The sequence below is a fragment of the Erwinia sp. S38 genome (assembly GCF_016624545.1).
Taxonomy (GTDB): Bacteria; Pseudomonadota; Gammaproteobacteria; order Enterobacterales; family Enterobacteriaceae; genus Erwinia; species Erwinia coffeiphila.
The window spans coordinates 93,537-107,780 of record NZ_JACVTS010000003.1 but is presented as its reverse complement, the minus strand read 5'-3'; the positions used below and the strand labels follow the sequence as shown (position 1 = coordinate 107,780).

The following is a 14,244-nucleotide window of genomic DNA, read 5'->3' as shown; positions in this document are numbered from 1 at the left end:
CCTTAATCCGTACGCTTCAGGAAAATACACCGTGAGCAGCATCAAACTGATTGTTGGCCTTGCCAATCCCGGCGCTGAATACGCCGCTACGCGCCATAATGCCGGCGCCTGGTATGTTGATTTGCTGGCTGAACGTCACAATCAGTCGCTAAAGGAAGAAAGTAAATTTTACGGCTACACCGCGCGGCTGAATATCGGCGGTGAAGATGTTCGCCTGCTGGTGCCGACCACCTTTATGAACCTCAGCGGTAAAGCCGTGGCGGCGATGGCGACGTTTTATCGCATCGCACCGGAAGAGATCCTGGTGGCGCACGACGAGCTGGATCTGCCGCCGGGCGTGGCAAAATTCAAACAGGGCGGCGGCCACGGCGGGCACAACGGCCTGAAAGATATCATCAGCAAACTGGGTAATAACCTGAACTTCCACCGCCTGCGCATCGGCATCGGTCATCCGGGCGATCGTAATAAAGTGGTGGGATTCGTGCTGGGTAAACCGATGGCTTCTGAACAGCCTCTGATTGATAACGCCATTGACGAAGCGGCGCGCTGCACCGAAGTGTGGCTGAAGGAAGATAAGCTGAAGGCGATGAACCGCCTGCACAGCTATAAAGCGGGTTAATCGCAGCAGGCCCGGATTCGGGCCTGCTTGCGACGTTCTACGTCAGGCGTCGTTGCTGGCGACCTTATAATCGGGGTCGTCCAGTTCATGAGTACAGTATGGCCCCGCCTTTTTCAGCAGGCTGATGCAGTCCTCGCTGAGATGGCGCAGGCGAAGGGTTTTTCCTGCTTCCAGATAGCGCGCGGTCAGCTTATCAATCGCCTCCACGCCGCTGGAATCCATCACCCGGGTACGCGCAAAATCAATCACCACCCGATCCGGGTCCTGCTGCGGATCGAACAGCTCCTGGAAACTGGTTGTCGAACCAAAGAACAGCGGCCCCTCCAGACGATAGGTTTTCTGCCCTTCTTCACTCTCCTGCGCGACGATAGTGATGCGCGCATGCTGCCAGGCAAAGACCAGCGCGGAGATAATCACCCCGCAAATCACCGCCATCGCCAGATCGGTAAAGATCGTCACCAGCGTCACGGCAATCATGATCACCGCATCCGCTTTCGGCATCCGCTTCAGGCGCTTGATTGAGCTCCACTCAAAGGTATTGATGCACACCACAAACATAATCCCGGCCAGCGCCGCCACCGGCAGCAGCGCGATGTACTGCGACAGGCTGACAACAAACAGGATCAGCAGCACGGCACCGACCAGGTTTGAGATGCGCCCGCGGCCGCCGGAGGTGAAGTTAATAATCGACTGGCCGATCATCGCGCAGCCCGCAAAACTGCCGAAGAAGCCGCACAGCGTATTGCCAATGCCCTGTGCCACGCACTCCTGATTACCCGCGCCTTTTTTGCTGCCCATTTCATCCAGCACCGCCAGCGTCAGCAGCGACTCGATCAGTCCGACCAGCGCAATCACCACCGAATACGGCAGCACGATTTTCAGCGTTTCCCAGCTCATCGGCACCTGCGGCAGGTGGAACATCGGCAGCGTGCCGGAGATATCCGCCAGATCGCCAACGCGTTTGGTATCCAGCCCAAAGCCAATGGCGATCGCGCTAATCACGAGCAGCGCCGCCAGCGAACCGGGAATAATTTTGGTCACTTTCGGGAACAGCCAGACAATCAGCATCGCCAGCGCGACCAGCGCGTACATCATCGGCCCCTGCCCTTTAATCATCGGGAACTGCGCCAGCATAATGACAATCGCCAGACCGTTAACAAAGCCATAAATCGCCGGCTGCGGCACCAGACGGATAAACTTGCCCAGCTTGAGCACGCCAATCGCCAACTGAATCAGCCCGGCGAGGATGCTGGCCACCAGCACATACTCGTAGCCGTGCTGGGTAATCAGGCTAATCAGTACCACCACGATCGACCCGGCCGCACCGGAGATCATTCCCGGCTTGCCACCGAAGAAGGCGGTGATAATGCCGAGGATAAAGGCGGTATGCAGGCCGATAGTCGGCGACAGCCCGGCCAGCAGGGAAAAGGCGGTCGCTTCCGGGATCAGCGCCACCGAGACGACAGCACCGGCCAGCACGTCGTTTTTGACGTCTCTCGCCCTGAAGTTGCTCAGGTTAAACATATTATTTCCAGTTATTTTTACAGACAGACGTTCTGCACCGCGCTATTCGGAAGTCCAGCGGGCACAGCGAACTCGCTCAAAAAACGAGTGAAGGCAACGGATCTGTTGCGCAGAAGGGAGCATTCTCAGGGTGGCGTAAGCAGGAAGCAATGCATCTGCGCGATTCTCCGTTAAGGGTAAAGTTGTGTCAGTATGGGAAATTGTGAAGGCGATCTCAAGTTAAACCTGCCCGCTGCGCGACAAATCAACGCCATCGCAGCCGGTTTTACGTGTATAATGCGCGGAAACTTTTAAGACACTGTCTGTGACAACATTGAGGTATTTAACAATACCTTGATTATCAAGCTATTAAGGTGATTCAAACATGGGATTCAAATGCGGTATTGTGGGCCTGCCAAACGTCGGGAAATCCACCCTGTTCAATGCGTTAACCAAAGCGGGCATCGAAGCAGCTAACTTCCCGTTCTGCACCATTGAGCCGAATACCGGCGTAGTGCCAATGCCTGACTCACGTCTGGATCAGCTGGCCGAAATCGTTAAGCCGCAGCGCATTCTGCCAACCACCATGGAATTCGTGGATATCGCGGGCCTGGTTAAAGGCGCATCTAAAGGTGAAGGCCTGGGCAACCAGTTCCTGACCAACATCCGTGAAACCGAAGCGATTGGCCACGTGGTGCGCTGCTTTGAGAACGACAACATTATTCACGTGAATAACAAGGTCGATCCGGCGGACGATATCGAAACCATCAACACCGAGCTGGCGCTTTCCGACCTTGATACCTGCGAACGTGCCCTGCAGCGCGTGCAGAAGAAAGCCAAAGGCGGCGATAAAGACGCGAAAGCCGAACAGGCCGCGCTGGAAAAATGCCTGCCGCAGCTGGAAAAAGCTGGCATGCTGCGCGCGCTGGACCTGAGCGAAGAAGACAAAGCGGCCATCCGCTACCTGAGCTTCCTGACTCTGAAGCCAACCATGTACATCGCGAACGTCAACGAAGACGGCTTCGAGAATAACCCGTACCTGGATAAAGTGCGCGAAATCGCCGCCGCTGAAGGTTCCGTTGTGGTTCCAGTGTGCGCTGCCGTTGAGTCTGATATTGCCGAGCTGGAAGACGGCGACCGCGAAGAGTTTATGGCCGAGCTGGGTATTGAAGAGCCGGGCCTGAACCGCGTGATCCGCGCTGGTTATGCCCTGCTGAACCTGCAAACCTACTTCACCGCTGGCGTGAAGGAAGTGCGTGCCTGGACTATCCCTGTTGGTGCGACCGCGCCACAGGCCGCCGGTAAAATCCACACCGACTTCGAAAAAGGCTTTATCCGCGCGCAGACCATCGGTTTTGACGACTACATCGCCTGCAAGGGTGAACAGGGTGCGAAAGAAGCCGGTAAGATGCGTTCAGAAGGTAAAGACTACATCGTGAAAGATGGCGATGTGATGAACTTCCTGTTTAACGTGTAATCGACTTCTGTTGTCTCATGCGATCTCAAGCATCGCATGAAGACTGACAAACCCTATAAAATCCACGCAACGGCGTGGATTTTTTATTGATGCCATTAAATTACCGAGTTTCTGCGTGCCGCAACGCCTGTCAAAAACCTCACACCGCAGCAAACATCCCGCTCACTCACGGATTCGCCGCTCTTTGAACCGCAAAATACTGCGCCGGCGTGCTGCCCATCGTTTTTCTGAACATGGTGATAAACGCGTTAACCGACTCATAGCCCAGATTAGCCGCCACGTTTTGTACCGATACGCCGCTTGCCAGCTCCCGGAGCGCAATGATCAGATGCAACTGCTGGCGCCACCGCCCGAAGGTCAGGCCGGTTTCACGCAGCATCAAACGGGCTAATGAACGCTCGCTGATTGCCAGCCGCTTTGCCCAGGCTTTAAATGTGCTCCGATCTTCCGGCTGGCTGACCAGCGCATCGGCCATGGCGCGAATTTTAGGGTGCGTCGAAACCGGCAGGCTTAATTTCTGCTGTGGCATGGTCACCAGTTCGTCGAGCGTCACTCTGGTCAGTCTGCCAGCATGACTCTCCACATCGTAATCAACGTCCTCATTCGTTAAACGCTCAACTAACTCTTTAATCAGCGGTGAAATCGCCAGCGTGCAGCATTTCTCCGGCAGATCGGCAGCGCCAGGTTCAATAAATAAGTAGTTGAGATGGGCATTCCAGGTAGCTTTGGCACTATGCGGGATGCCTCCTGGAATCCACATTGCGCAATCCGGCGGCACTATCCAGATATCATTTTCGGCACGGCAAATCACTGCGCCATACAGGGCGATGATCAACTGCCCTTTACGGTGCGTGTGAACCGGCACTTCTGCTGCGTAGTCCACGAAGTCGATTTGGCGTGCGACGGCCGGGACGGGCGTGCTGTCGGGATCGAACAGAGTATGGGCAAGTCTGGATGGCATAGAATTGGCAACATTTAGGTATTTTTTGACAGAATAGAGTATTTAAGGACATGTGCAAACCGTGAATAATCCCGGGCATGAGCAAAATAAACCTTCATTACAGACATTCTCTGCACGCGATAAGTCGCTGGCCGTGGCGCATCACCTCTCCCACGCTGCTTGGCGATGCCCATGCCCTGCTCTATTCCGTCAGGAGTTTTGCGGCCGCGATGCTCGCGTATTATATCGCCCTGTCGATCGGTCTTGATCGCCCCTCCTGGGCCATCATCACCGTCTATGTCGTTTCGCAAACGTCAGTCGGTGCGTCACTGAGCAGGAGCCTTTATCGCCTGGCGGGCACCGTGGCAGGCGCGGCGGCAACGGTGTTGATCGTGCCGACATTTGTGAATATGCCCATCCTATGCAGCGTGATGCTGACCGGCTGGATAACCTTTTGCCTCTGGTTATCGCTGCTTGAACGCACACCCCGCGCCTATGCCTTTGTGTTGGCCGGTTACACCGCAAGTCTGATTGGTTTTCCCGCCGTCTCCGATCCTGGCTCGGTGTTTACTATCGCTATCGTCCGCGTACAGGAGATAACGATCGGCATCCTTTGCGCGGCACTGATTCACCGATACATTTTGCCCACCCGCATATCCGGGTTGTTTAACAACAAATTAGCGCAAGTGATGCACACCGCGCGACGGCGGATTGCCGACACCCTGGCAGGCAGGTCCGATGCGGTTTCAGAACCGCTGCACCTCGCACTGGCCCTGCAGTTTCTACAGGGCATCAGCCACCACATCCCGTATGATTTTTCCCTTTCGGCTCCCGTCCGTCAGGCAAGGAAAGCACTTCATGACCGCCTGGCACGGTTAGTGATTGTGAACAGTGAATTACACGATCGCTTACGGACAATCGCGAATATGCCAGCCGATATACAGACGCTGCTGGGTGATATTCAGGCCTGGCTTACCAGCGACGATACCGGGAAACGCAAAAGCGCGGCGGATGCGCTACAAAAACGCAGCGCGCAGTTGATGGCGTCGCACGCAGCACAGGCACTGACGTTTGAGGACGCGCTGCGGGCGAATTTCGTTGGCTATATCGCTGAGTTGATCGCCCTTATACAACAGTGTGAGCGCCTTTCGGATGCCATCCGTCACGCAAAACCCACCCTCACGCTGGAGGAAGGTAGCGCAGTGAAGGGGTATGTTTTCCATCGCGATCCTTTAAGTGCTGGCCGAACGGCACTGGGGGCGTTCGCTATCATCCTCGGTGGCTGTCTGCTCTGGATTTTCTCAGCCTGGCCAGAGGGCGGCACGGCCGTATCCATTCTTGGGGTTTGCTGCACGCTGTTTGGCAGTTTCGATACGCCAGCCCCGCATATCGTGAAATACATTATCGGCTCCGTGTGGGGCGTACTGATAAGCCTTGTCTACAGCTTCGCCCTGCTGCCACAGGTCTCTGATTTCCCCGTTCTGGTGGCCTTTTTCGCCCCCGCTTTTCTGTTTGCCGGGTCGCTCCAGGCGCGGCCGCCAACAACCTTTATGGCGATGGGGATAACGTTAACGTTGCCTGTGCTATGTGAACTGGGTGCGCACTACACCGGCGACTTCGCCAGTGCGGCCAACACGGCTATCGCGTTATTTTTCGCGACAGGCTTCGCGGTTATCAGCATGAGCCTGCTGCAAACCGTCCAGGCAGACGCAGCGATTAAACGCCTGCTGAAACTTTGCCAGCGCGATATTCGACGCAGCGTGAACGGCGTTTTTAAAGGCAATGAGACGCACTGGACCAATCTGATGATTGACCGGGCTGCCCTGCTATTGCCGCGTTTACAGCGCAGCGGGCCGTCCTCCGCACTGGCACTCGATCGCCTGTTGCACTTTCTGCGCATTGGTCTTTGCGTCATGCACCTGCGCCGCTGCGCCATCCCCGCGGGCTGCGAAATCAACGAGTTGCTGCATTGCCTCACCTGCACCACCCAGATCGACGCTTTACGCGAGCAAATTCGGGCAATGGCAGAATTTTGCCTGCCCGCCGCAAACGAACAATCGCGCCAGTTTGTCGACGGGCTGGTCGATCTGCATTGCGCATTAAGGACGCAGGATAAGGAACCCGCCAATGATAAATGACATCAATATCGGGGGCGTGTTTATCCCCGGCCTGCTGGTGACAGCGCTCGCCGCTCTGGTCTGCACGCTTTCACTCGTACCGCTTTTCTCTTTCAGCCGAGTTTATCGCCGCCTGCCCTTTCGCCCGCTGATAGATTTTTCGGCGTACGTTGTTACCTTTTTCCTGCTCTTACAGGGTCTGACCATTTTGGGGGTATTCGCATGAAATCTTTACTCTCTTTGCTGGCACGTTACGCACTGACATTCACGGCCGTGGCGGTGGCGACGGTTCTGGCATTTATTTTATGGAAGCACTATGCGCAAACACCCTGGACCCGGGATGGACGGGTTCGTGCAGATGTGGTGCAAATTGCGCCGGATGTTTCCGGGCCGGTGAGCAGCGTGGCGGTCCGTGATAATCAGTGGGTTAACCGTGGCGATGTGCTCTATGTTATCGACCCGCACTGGCTGAATCTGGCCGTGCTCAGCGCGCAGGCCGATGTTGAGGCAAAACGCCATGAGATGCTGATGCGCCAGGATGCCGCCAGGCGACGTGCGTTGATCAAAGGTGCGATTTCCGGCGAAGACATCCGGCAAACGGGCAGTGCGGCCAGCATCGCGGCGGCCAATTATCAGGGTGCACTGGCCGCGCTTGAGCTGGCGCAGCTGAATTTATCCCATGCCACCGTTCGCGCACCCGTTACGGGCTACGTCACGCACCTCCGGCTGCGCCCCGGCGACTATGCCACGGCAGGAGAAACAAAAGTCGCGATTATCGATGCAAAAAGTTTTTGGGTGGTGGGCTATTTTGAAGAGACGAAACTGCGTCATATCCGCGTTGGCAGCAGCGCGCAGATTTCACTGATGGGGTTTGACCCGCTCATTTCGGGGCACGTGGAGAGTATCGGACGTGGGATCGGTGACAGCAACGACGAGACGGGCGCGCTTGGACTGCCGGATGTCAATCCGACGTTTAACTGGGTGCGACTCGCTCAGCGCGTGCCGGTGCGTATCCAGTTAGATACCTTGCCCGCCGGGATAGAGTTAGTGGCAGGGCTGTCCGCCAGCATCCTTATTTTGCCTTAGGCAGGTTTTGATCGATGTAGGAAACTGGTTGCGTCCGCTCTTTGGCAGGGGCGGACATATCCCACATCCAGTAACGCATCAGGCTAACTGCTGTTTTCCTTAAATCTGGAAACGTGGTCATTCATACGAAGGAAACGTTCGAGATTCATCATCATGGTTCAGAGTGTCAGATAGAATTTGAGCGGAGCCTTGAATGCGTCTTTTCCATTTTAGCGATAATCCAGACATCACTATATTCAAACCCCGCCCGTTAAGGGTTCATGTTGATCGACCTGCGGGACAGGAGTGGCTGAACGGGTCACTGATATGGGCTACCGATGAAGTACACGAGCTGCTTTATCTTTTCCCGCGCGAGTGCCCACGGATTGTGTTCTGGTCATTACCTGAAACAAGCGATGATGATTTTGTAAAATGGTTAGGCAATGAACCTCATGCAACTGCCATCGCCTGCATCGAGCAGGCATGGGTGTCACGTTTTAATAGTGGAAAAATTTACAGATATGAACTGCCTCTTAATGGTTTCGAACACACTGGAGAAGTAGGGATGTGGGTATCGCGAACTGATGTTATCCCAACCAGCTTAAGTGTGATTTCCAACCTGGCGGCTGAACTTGCATCAAGGAACATAATACTTCGCGTAATGGAGAGGCTTACGCCACTGAAAAGCATATGGCAGACATCACTTCATGCTAGTGGTATCAGATTACGTAACGCACAAGACTGGGGCAAACCAGGTTGGACGCACTCTAAGCCGGGTCGTCAGATTATTGTGAAATAACTATTCGATATATTTGTTACTATTCTTCCTTAATAAGGAGATTCCATGAGTTATGTTTCGGAAATTCGCAGTATTATTGGTCACGAGATGTTATTACTTGCAGGTGCAAATGTCATTCTGGCACGAGATGATGGTTTTATATTGCTCCAGCAGCGAAAGGACGGAACCTGGGGGCTCCCTGGTGGATTGCTGGAACCCGGCGAATCTTTGGAGGAAACCGCTGTGCGAGAAGTTAAAGAAGAAACTAACCTTGATATTAACACCCTTAATTTTATCAACGTATTCTCAGGTGCAGAATACAGTTTCACTCTTGCAAACAAAGACGAGATAAATGTCATCACCGCTTTATATTTTTCAACCGACTGGTCAGGCGAGTTGCGTAACGACCACACTGAAGGTCTACAGTTGAAGTTCTACCCCCCTAACCGATTACCTGTGCCAATGGATGAGGAATACTCAACTTACATCAGATATTACTTAAGTCACAAAAATCATAGTGATGAAGAGTATAGATAATTATGAGTCGTAGCTTCTCCTAGGCGAGGCGCTACGATATCGCCATTAATATTAAGTAAAGTTGAGCTTTCTATATTTAGCCTTCAGTGCCAAAATAATTAACTCAACATTACTTTCTATACTTTCGGTTGAATCCAATTCAAGATCGTAAGTTTTATTTAAATGTATATGATAAAAATCTTTTAATGCGCTTCCCAACGGTCTGTCACCTCGTGTTATTTCTCTTTCTGTGAGTATGTCAGGAGGACAGTGGATACCTGTAAAAAAAATATCATGACCTTTCAGAATCTCTTTTAAATGTGTCAACCATTCATCTTTTTCCAAAATATGCTCAACAATAAGATTGTTACCGGCATCAGCGTATGCTTTAAGTGAAGCATGGAACCCCGCAAAAAACTTATCACGTTCATTCGCCCAGTCGAAATCTCCGTTTCGAAAGCGTTCCATGGGTAGTACCCCACTATCCCGCAAATGGTCAATTGAGATATGCCAATATGGAAACCCCACTTTTGCTTGTAACTGTCTGGCAATCGATGTCTTGCCACTGCTTGATGCACCATGGAGGAAAATAATATGGGACATGTATCACCGCAGATTCGAGTGCATATAGAAATTGTTTTATTTGATTTTAACTGAGAAGTGTGACAGTTGTACTCAACCTAAGGAAGGGGAAGTCAAAGACTGAAATACACATTCTAAATGTCCTCTCCCCGCTCAAAACAAACATCCCAGAACACAAGCTGTGGGCAGTAATAAAACCTGACACAGGCCAGCATCTTTCAAACACCGGCCTGCGATACGTATTTCCCAGCCCTCACCCTCCCCAAAACCCCAACAAACATACCGCCGCCAGATACATCCCGCAGCCGAAGACCGCATGCGTTGCCAGGCTGCGCAGGCGGTTTTTCATCGGTGTGGGCGTGCGCGACGCGGCAAATCCAGCGCCCATGGCGGGCTGCATAATAAGCATCGGAAATGCAACGGTTGCTACACCAACGGATAAGGCAGGCAATAAGGTCGGGTTCGCCAGCCAGCCGCTGCCGGTGAAAGCCACCAGCAGAGCCGCGAACAGCACGCCGGTAGCATAGTGAACCGTCCAGCCCAGCCAGCGCTCCCCCGCAATCGGCGACGCGCGGCCGATCGCCTCGTGCGCAAACCGCCCGTGTAGCATATGGCCGACCCAGCGACCGACCAGTGCGTAATCCAGAGTGGGGTTCCCCAGCCGTTTCAGGATCGAAGACCAGATGTCCATCACCAGCGTTGCGCCTGTCCCCACCAGAATAATTTTTATCGCCTCATCAAAAACACCCATCACAGCCTGTTCCTCTTTCTCATTTTAACGGTTGCAGGCATGATAGAAGTTGAAGTCAACTTCAAGTCAAGAGGCTCACAATGGATATCTCCGAGACTGCCCGGCGTTCAGGGGTGCCCGCCTCCACGCTGCGCTACTATCAGAAAATGGGCCTGATCCGCGCAATCAGTCCCGAAGGAGCACGGCGTCACTTTGCCGCAGACGTGCTGGACCAGCTGGCGCTGATTGCCCTGGGCCAGGCAGGGGGACTTTCGCTGGATGAGATCCGCAGCATGCTGTCTCCCGGCGGCGAACCGCAGGTTGACCGGGCGGTGTTGCTGACCCGGGCCGATGAGATTGATGCCACCGTCCGTCGCCTGCAGGCAATGAGCAAGGGGCTGCGCCACGTGGCGGAATGCCCGGCCGCCAGCCATGCAGAATGCCCGACCTTTCAGCGCTGGTTAAAGGCCGCCACCGCAGAGAAATTAAAGTCGCCGCGCTGAAGGCAGGGTCAGGATTCAACGCCAGAGTCAGCCATAACCTTCTGGCACTATTCCTCTGCGCAATTATTACCCAATGATTCAATTGACACTTTCGCCGGATTGTATTCAGGTATAGCCACAAAATACCGCCGGAACCACGGCGGGTAACCTTACCGATTCAATCCTCCAGGGAGAACGCTGTGTCAGCCGAAAACCGTATTTTAACCACCCACGTGGGCAGCCTGGCCCGTCCGGTCCAACTGCTGGACGTGATGAAGGCCAACATCCAGGGCGCGGATAACCATGCCGAACTGGAAAGTCATATCCGCGATGCGGTGTTTGAGTCCGTTCAGCAGCAGGTCGCTGACGGTATTGATATCGTGGCCGACGGTGAAATGTCTAAAGTGGGCTTCTTTGCCTACGTTCGCGACCGCATGAGCGGGTTCGATCCCCGCCCGGGCCAGCGCTACACCGCCTTCGATGCCGAAGTGAATGCCTTCCCGGAGTACTATAAACAGTATTTTGGTGAAGCGATGCTCGGCGGAAACCTGGTGCCGTTTGTACCGGTTGCCTGCACCGGGCCGATTGCCTATCACGGCGTGGCACAGCTACAGCGTGATTTAACCAACCTGGCCGATGCAGCGAAATCTGCCGGTGCATTTGGCGCGTTTGTGCCGTCGGTCGCGCCGACTGGCGTGGGCAGTAACGAGTTTTATAAAACTGAAAGTGACTATCTGTCGGCGGTAGCGGAAGCGCTGCGCGTGGAGTACAAGGCGATTATCGACGCCGGTTTTGGCCTGCAAATTGACGACCCGTTCCTGCCGGATCTGTTTGCCGATCCGCAGCTGAACAACGCGCAGATTATCGCCAAAGCCAATGAATACGTGGAGATCCTTAACCACGCGCTGCGCGGCATCCCGGCGGAAAAAATCCGCTACCACACCTGCTACAGCATCAATGAAGGCCCGCGCATTCACGACGTGCCGTTTATTGAATTCGTGCGCTATATGCTGAATATCAACGTGGCGGATTACTCCTTTGAAGCGGGTAACGTGCGTCACGAACACGAATACCATATCTGGGAGCAGGTGAAGCTGCCGCAGGGCAAACGACTGATCCCGGGCGTGATCTGCCACGCCAGCAACACCGTTGAGCACCCGGAGCTGATAGCCGAGCGTCTGGTGCGCTTCGCCGAGCGCGTGGGCCGCGAGAATGTGATTGCCGGTGCCGACTGCGGGTTCTCCTCCCAGGCCACCTACAAACCTGAAGTGCATCCGACGGTGGTTCGCGAGAAGTTCCGCGCGCTGCGTGCCGGTGCCGATATCGCCAGCAAAAAACTCTGGCAGCGCTGATCTAACCGCAGGGAAGCCCCCTTCCCTGCTCTTTGCTTCTGTCATGTGTTTACACATTGACTCACCGATAAAAAATCTTAAATAATTAGCCAATTAAGAATATTCTGGCTCCACGGACCGCTGCCTGATGTTTTGCAACGGGATCGGGCCGGAAACGTCGCTGACATCAACGTGAGAAAACCATGCCCGATTTCACTGCCCCTGCATCACAAAACGACCTGACCCGCTGCCTGGCCCTGTGCGAAGACGCCTTCAGCCAGATCCTGCTGCTGCTCAATATCCCCGTTCAGACACCACCGTCGCCGGAGGCTTTCTACGCGTCGCTGCAGCAGGCGCGGCAAAACCTCGGTTCCTGGAAGGATGTGGCCCAGCGGTTAAATCTCAGTGAGCAGGAGATGACTCAGTTTACCCAAACCCTGCGCGCTCTGAACAAACAGCTGGATAGCCACGATAACGCCAAATCCGCCGGTAAAAACCGGGCCATCGCCGCGCTGCGTTTTGTCGCCCAGTTGGAGCGTTTGAAGGAGAAGCAGCCACAGCTGACCTACACCACCGACCTGCATAAAGACGGGGAAGAAACGCAGCTGCGCAGCCTGAAACAGGTGCGTGCGCTGGAGCTGATGATCCGCAGCCTGATCAACGAGGCCTACAGCAACCAGCAGGCGCTGCTGCAGCATCTGCGCACGCTGTTCGGCGAAGAGCGGGTCAAAACCTGGCTTAACGTCGCCGATCGTGATGACGTGCTCAGCGGCACGCTGTTCAGCGAACTCTCCTCCCTGTTCGTGGATAAAAAGGAGTACGCCAGCCACTACTCGCCGCTGTATCAGTACACGCCGCTGCTCAGCCTGATGAACGACAAGCGCAAAACCCTGCAAACCTTCCTCGACGATATCCGCGCCATCCGCAACCGCCTCGCGCACCACAAGCGCGTCACCTCGGTGCAGACGGCGCTGGTCAGCTACTACTATCAGGAAATTGCCGACCCGGTACAGGAAGCCTTTGATGAAGGGCGCGTAAAGGTCAACCCGGATCGCTATTTTGATGCCGGAGAAGCCGAAGTCCGCCAATATTTCAGTCAGATGACGGAAAAGCTGGAGCGGCTGGGCGATGACGTGCAGGAAGTGAAAGAGAGCCTGGCACGGCAGAATGAGAAGCTGGCCGACATCAAGCAGGACACCGGCTTTCTGCGCAAAAAAATCGTCTGGGTGCTCGGCGGAATTGGCGTGCTTATCGTAGGTTCCGTGCTGACCTTCGGCACCTCGACCCGCACGCTGGTCAATACCGAAGCCATCCGCAGCGATGTTAACGAAGTGGGTAAAACCGTCGCGGGGGTGAAGAAAGAAACCAGTGCCGATCCGCGTAAGGAGCTGGCAAATATCGGCATCGCCTGGGATGAAAAAAATATCCGCGCGGCGATCGACCGGGGGGATACCCGGGTGGTCAGCCTGTTTATGGACGGCGGCATGAACTGGAAACTCTATTACGCAGAAAAAGCGCTGATCGCCGATCATAAAGATGTGCTGGCGGTTCTGATTGCACACGCCTCGCTGATGGATGAAAAGCAAAAGTGTGAACGGATTAACAGCGTACTGCTCCAGAGTGTCAGTCACGATACGCCGTTAACGCCGATGCAGACAACATTCCTGAAAACCTTCTGTTCTTCGCCAGCTGCGGTCGGCTATATCAAATCGGAACTGGACCGGGCGGTGAAATTCGAAAAAAGCCAGCAGGAAGCCTACGATCGGGAACTGGCGAAAATCGAACCCGCCGATCGCTGCGAGCGCCGTCTGATGGCGAATAATGCCCAGCCGTTGCTGAACGAAGCCGCACAGTTCTCGCTGTCGGGATCGCGCACCTTCTCTCTCTATGACACTTTACTGGCAAATCTGAATACCCATCTGCTGGTTGGTACAAACTCGTTGAGTGAGATCCGGAAACAGGTGAATGATTTCTGCAAGCAGCAGGAGAACAGCAAGCCCAATATCGCCATTGGCGATAGCTGGAGCCGCTCACAGCGGGTGATTTATAACGTCGTGAAGTAAGGCAAAAAAAATGGCCCTTGCAAAAGGGCCAGAGGAATAAG

Annotated in this window: 14 protein-coding genes; 10 read left to right on the top strand and 4 right to left on the bottom strand. The window is 54.5% G+C overall.

The window, feature by feature from the left end; all coding sequences use genetic code 11:
- Nucleotides 1–31 precede the first annotated feature (31 nt).
- The gene (gene pth / locus IBT46_RS04845; RefSeq protein WP_105594344.1) at nt 32–619 is read left to right on the top strand and encodes an aminoacyl-tRNA hydrolase; all 588 of its coding nucleotides are present in this window, start codon (nt 32–34) and stop codon (nt 617–619) included.
- A gap of 42 nt (nt 620–661) precedes the next feature.
- Here the strand turns inward: pth and IBT46_RS04840 are convergent, their stop codons facing one another.
- A complete protein-coding gene (locus tag IBT46_RS04840) occupies nt 662–2,143 on the bottom strand; it encodes a SulP family inorganic anion transporter (protein WP_200544522.1) in 1,482 nt (493 codons plus the stop codon).
- Nucleotides 2,144–2,507: 364 nt separating this feature from the next.
- On the opposite strand from IBT46_RS04840, the gene ychF reads away from it, so the two are divergent.
- Nucleotides 2,508–3,599 (top strand): redox-regulated ATPase YchF, encoded by a 1,092-nt coding sequence (ychF, locus tag IBT46_RS04835; RefSeq protein WP_105594342.1) that lies wholly within the window; start codon nt 2,508–2,510, stop codon nt 3,597–3,599.
- A 166-nt stretch (nt 3,600–3,765) separates the two neighbouring features.
- Here the strand turns inward: ychF and IBT46_RS04830 are convergent, their stop codons facing one another.
- Entirely contained in the window at nt 3,766–4,560 is a 795-nt protein-coding gene (locus IBT46_RS04830; RefSeq protein ID WP_200544520.1) for a helix-turn-helix domain-containing protein, read from the bottom strand.
- A 77-nt stretch (nt 4,561–4,637) separates the two neighbouring features.
- Here IBT46_RS04830 and IBT46_RS04825 point away from each other — a divergent pair, with 77 nt between their 5' ends.
- The 5 genes from IBT46_RS04825 to IBT46_RS04805 all read left to right on the top strand — a co-directional run bounded on the left by IBT46_RS04825 (nt 4,638) and on the right by IBT46_RS04805 (nt 9,036).
- Nucleotides 4,638–6,677, top strand: coding sequence for an FUSC family protein (locus tag IBT46_RS04825; protein WP_200544518.1), 2,040 nt, complete (start codon nt 4,638–4,640; stop codon nt 6,675–6,677).
- Nucleotides 6,667–6,882: a DUF1656 domain-containing protein gene (locus IBT46_RS04820; protein WP_200544517.1), complete on the top strand. Its 216-nt coding sequence runs from the start codon at nt 6,667–6,669 to the stop codon at nt 6,880–6,882. The genes IBT46_RS04825 and IBT46_RS04820 overlap by 11 nt, the downstream gene beginning before the upstream one ends.
- Nucleotides 6,879–7,742 carry an HlyD family secretion protein gene (locus IBT46_RS04815; protein ID WP_200544515.1) on the top strand — a complete coding sequence of 288 codons (864 nt, stop codon included), beginning with the start codon at nt 6,879–6,881 and terminating at the stop codon, nt 7,740–7,742. The genes IBT46_RS04820 and IBT46_RS04815 overlap by 4 nt, the downstream gene beginning before the upstream one ends.
- A gap of 193 nt (nt 7,743–7,935) precedes the next feature.
- Nucleotides 7,936–8,520, top strand: coding sequence for a DUF6886 family protein (locus tag IBT46_RS04810; RefSeq protein ID WP_200544513.1), 585 nt, complete (start codon nt 7,936–7,938; stop codon nt 8,518–8,520).
- Nucleotides 8,521–8,565: 45 nt separating this feature from the next.
- Nucleotides 8,566–9,036 carry an NUDIX hydrolase gene (locus IBT46_RS04805; RefSeq protein ID WP_200544511.1) on the top strand — a complete coding sequence of 157 codons (471 nt, stop codon included), beginning with the start codon at nt 8,566–8,568 and terminating at the stop codon, nt 9,034–9,036.
- A 51-nt stretch (nt 9,037–9,087) separates the two neighbouring features.
- On the opposite strand, the gene IBT46_RS04800 is transcribed toward IBT46_RS04805, so the two are convergent.
- Complete coding sequence (locus tag IBT46_RS04800; RefSeq protein WP_200544509.1) at nt 9,088–9,618, bottom strand: chloramphenicol phosphotransferase CPT family protein; 531 nt, start codon at nt 9,616–9,618, stop codon at nt 9,088–9,090.
- A 232-nt stretch (nt 9,619–9,850) separates the two neighbouring features.
- A complete protein-coding gene (locus IBT46_RS04795) occupies nt 9,851–10,348 on the bottom strand; it encodes a DUF2938 domain-containing protein (RefSeq protein WP_200544804.1) in 498 nt (165 codons plus the stop codon).
- 80 nt (nt 10,349–10,428) lie between these two features.
- Between IBT46_RS04795 and IBT46_RS04790 the strand changes: the two genes are divergently transcribed.
- The 3 genes from IBT46_RS04790 (at nt 10,429) to IBT46_RS04780 (ending at nt 14,203) form a co-directional block, all read left to right on the top strand.
- On the top strand, nt 10,429–10,830 hold the full coding sequence (locus IBT46_RS04790) for a helix-turn-helix domain-containing protein (RefSeq protein ID WP_200544507.1): 402 nt from the start codon (nt 10,429–10,431) through the stop codon (nt 10,828–10,830).
- A 179-nt stretch (nt 10,831–11,009) separates the two neighbouring features.
- Complete coding sequence (locus IBT46_RS04785) at nt 11,010–12,161, top strand: methionine synthase (protein ID WP_200544505.1); 1,152 nt, start codon at nt 11,010–11,012, stop codon at nt 12,159–12,161.
- 182 nt (nt 12,162–12,343) lie between these two features.
- On the top strand, nt 12,344–14,203 hold the full coding sequence (locus IBT46_RS04780; RefSeq protein ID WP_200544504.1) for an STY4199 family HEPN domain-containing protein: 1,860 nt from the start codon (nt 12,344–12,346) through the stop codon (nt 14,201–14,203).
- The last annotated feature ends 41 nt before the right edge of the window (nt 14,204–14,244 follow it).

Coding starts and splice junctions, on each gene's coding strand:
- IBT46_RS04805 (WP_200544511.1), top strand. CDS start 8,566: ATGAGTTATGTTTCGGAAATTCGCAGTATTATTGGTCACGAGATGTTA.
- IBT46_RS04840 (WP_200544522.1), bottom strand. CDS start 2,143: ATGTTTAACCTGAGCAACTTCAGGGCGAGAGACGTCAAAAACGACGTG.
- IBT46_RS04810 (WP_200544513.1), top strand. CDS start 7,936: ATGCGTCTTTTCCATTTTAGCGATAATCCAGACATCACTATATTCAAA.
- IBT46_RS04790 (WP_200544507.1), top strand. CDS start 10,429: ATGGATATCTCCGAGACTGCCCGGCGTTCAGGGGTGCCCGCCTCCACG.
- IBT46_RS04815 (WP_200544515.1), top strand. CDS start 6,879: ATGAAATCTTTACTCTCTTTGCTGGCACGTTACGCACTGACATTCACG.
- IBT46_RS04780 (WP_200544504.1), top strand. CDS start 12,344: ATGCCCGATTTCACTGCCCCTGCATCACAAAACGACCTGACCCGCTGC.
- IBT46_RS04795 (WP_200544804.1), bottom strand. CDS start 10,348: ATGGGTGTTTTTGATGAGGCGATAAAAATTATTCTGGTGGGGACAGGC.
- ychF (WP_105594342.1), top strand. CDS start 2,508: ATGGGATTCAAATGCGGTATTGTGGGCCTGCCAAACGTCGGGAAATCC.
- IBT46_RS04800 (WP_200544509.1), bottom strand. CDS start 9,618: ATGTCCCATATTATTTTCCTCCATGGTGCATCAAGCAGTGGCAAGACA.
- IBT46_RS04820 (WP_200544517.1), top strand. CDS start 6,667: ATGATAAATGACATCAATATCGGGGGCGTGTTTATCCCCGGCCTGCTG.
- IBT46_RS04825 (WP_200544518.1), top strand. CDS start 4,638: ATGAGCAAAATAAACCTTCATTACAGACATTCTCTGCACGCGATAAGT.
- IBT46_RS04830 (WP_200544520.1), bottom strand. CDS start 4,560: ATGCCATCCAGACTTGCCCATACTCTGTTCGATCCCGACAGCACGCCC.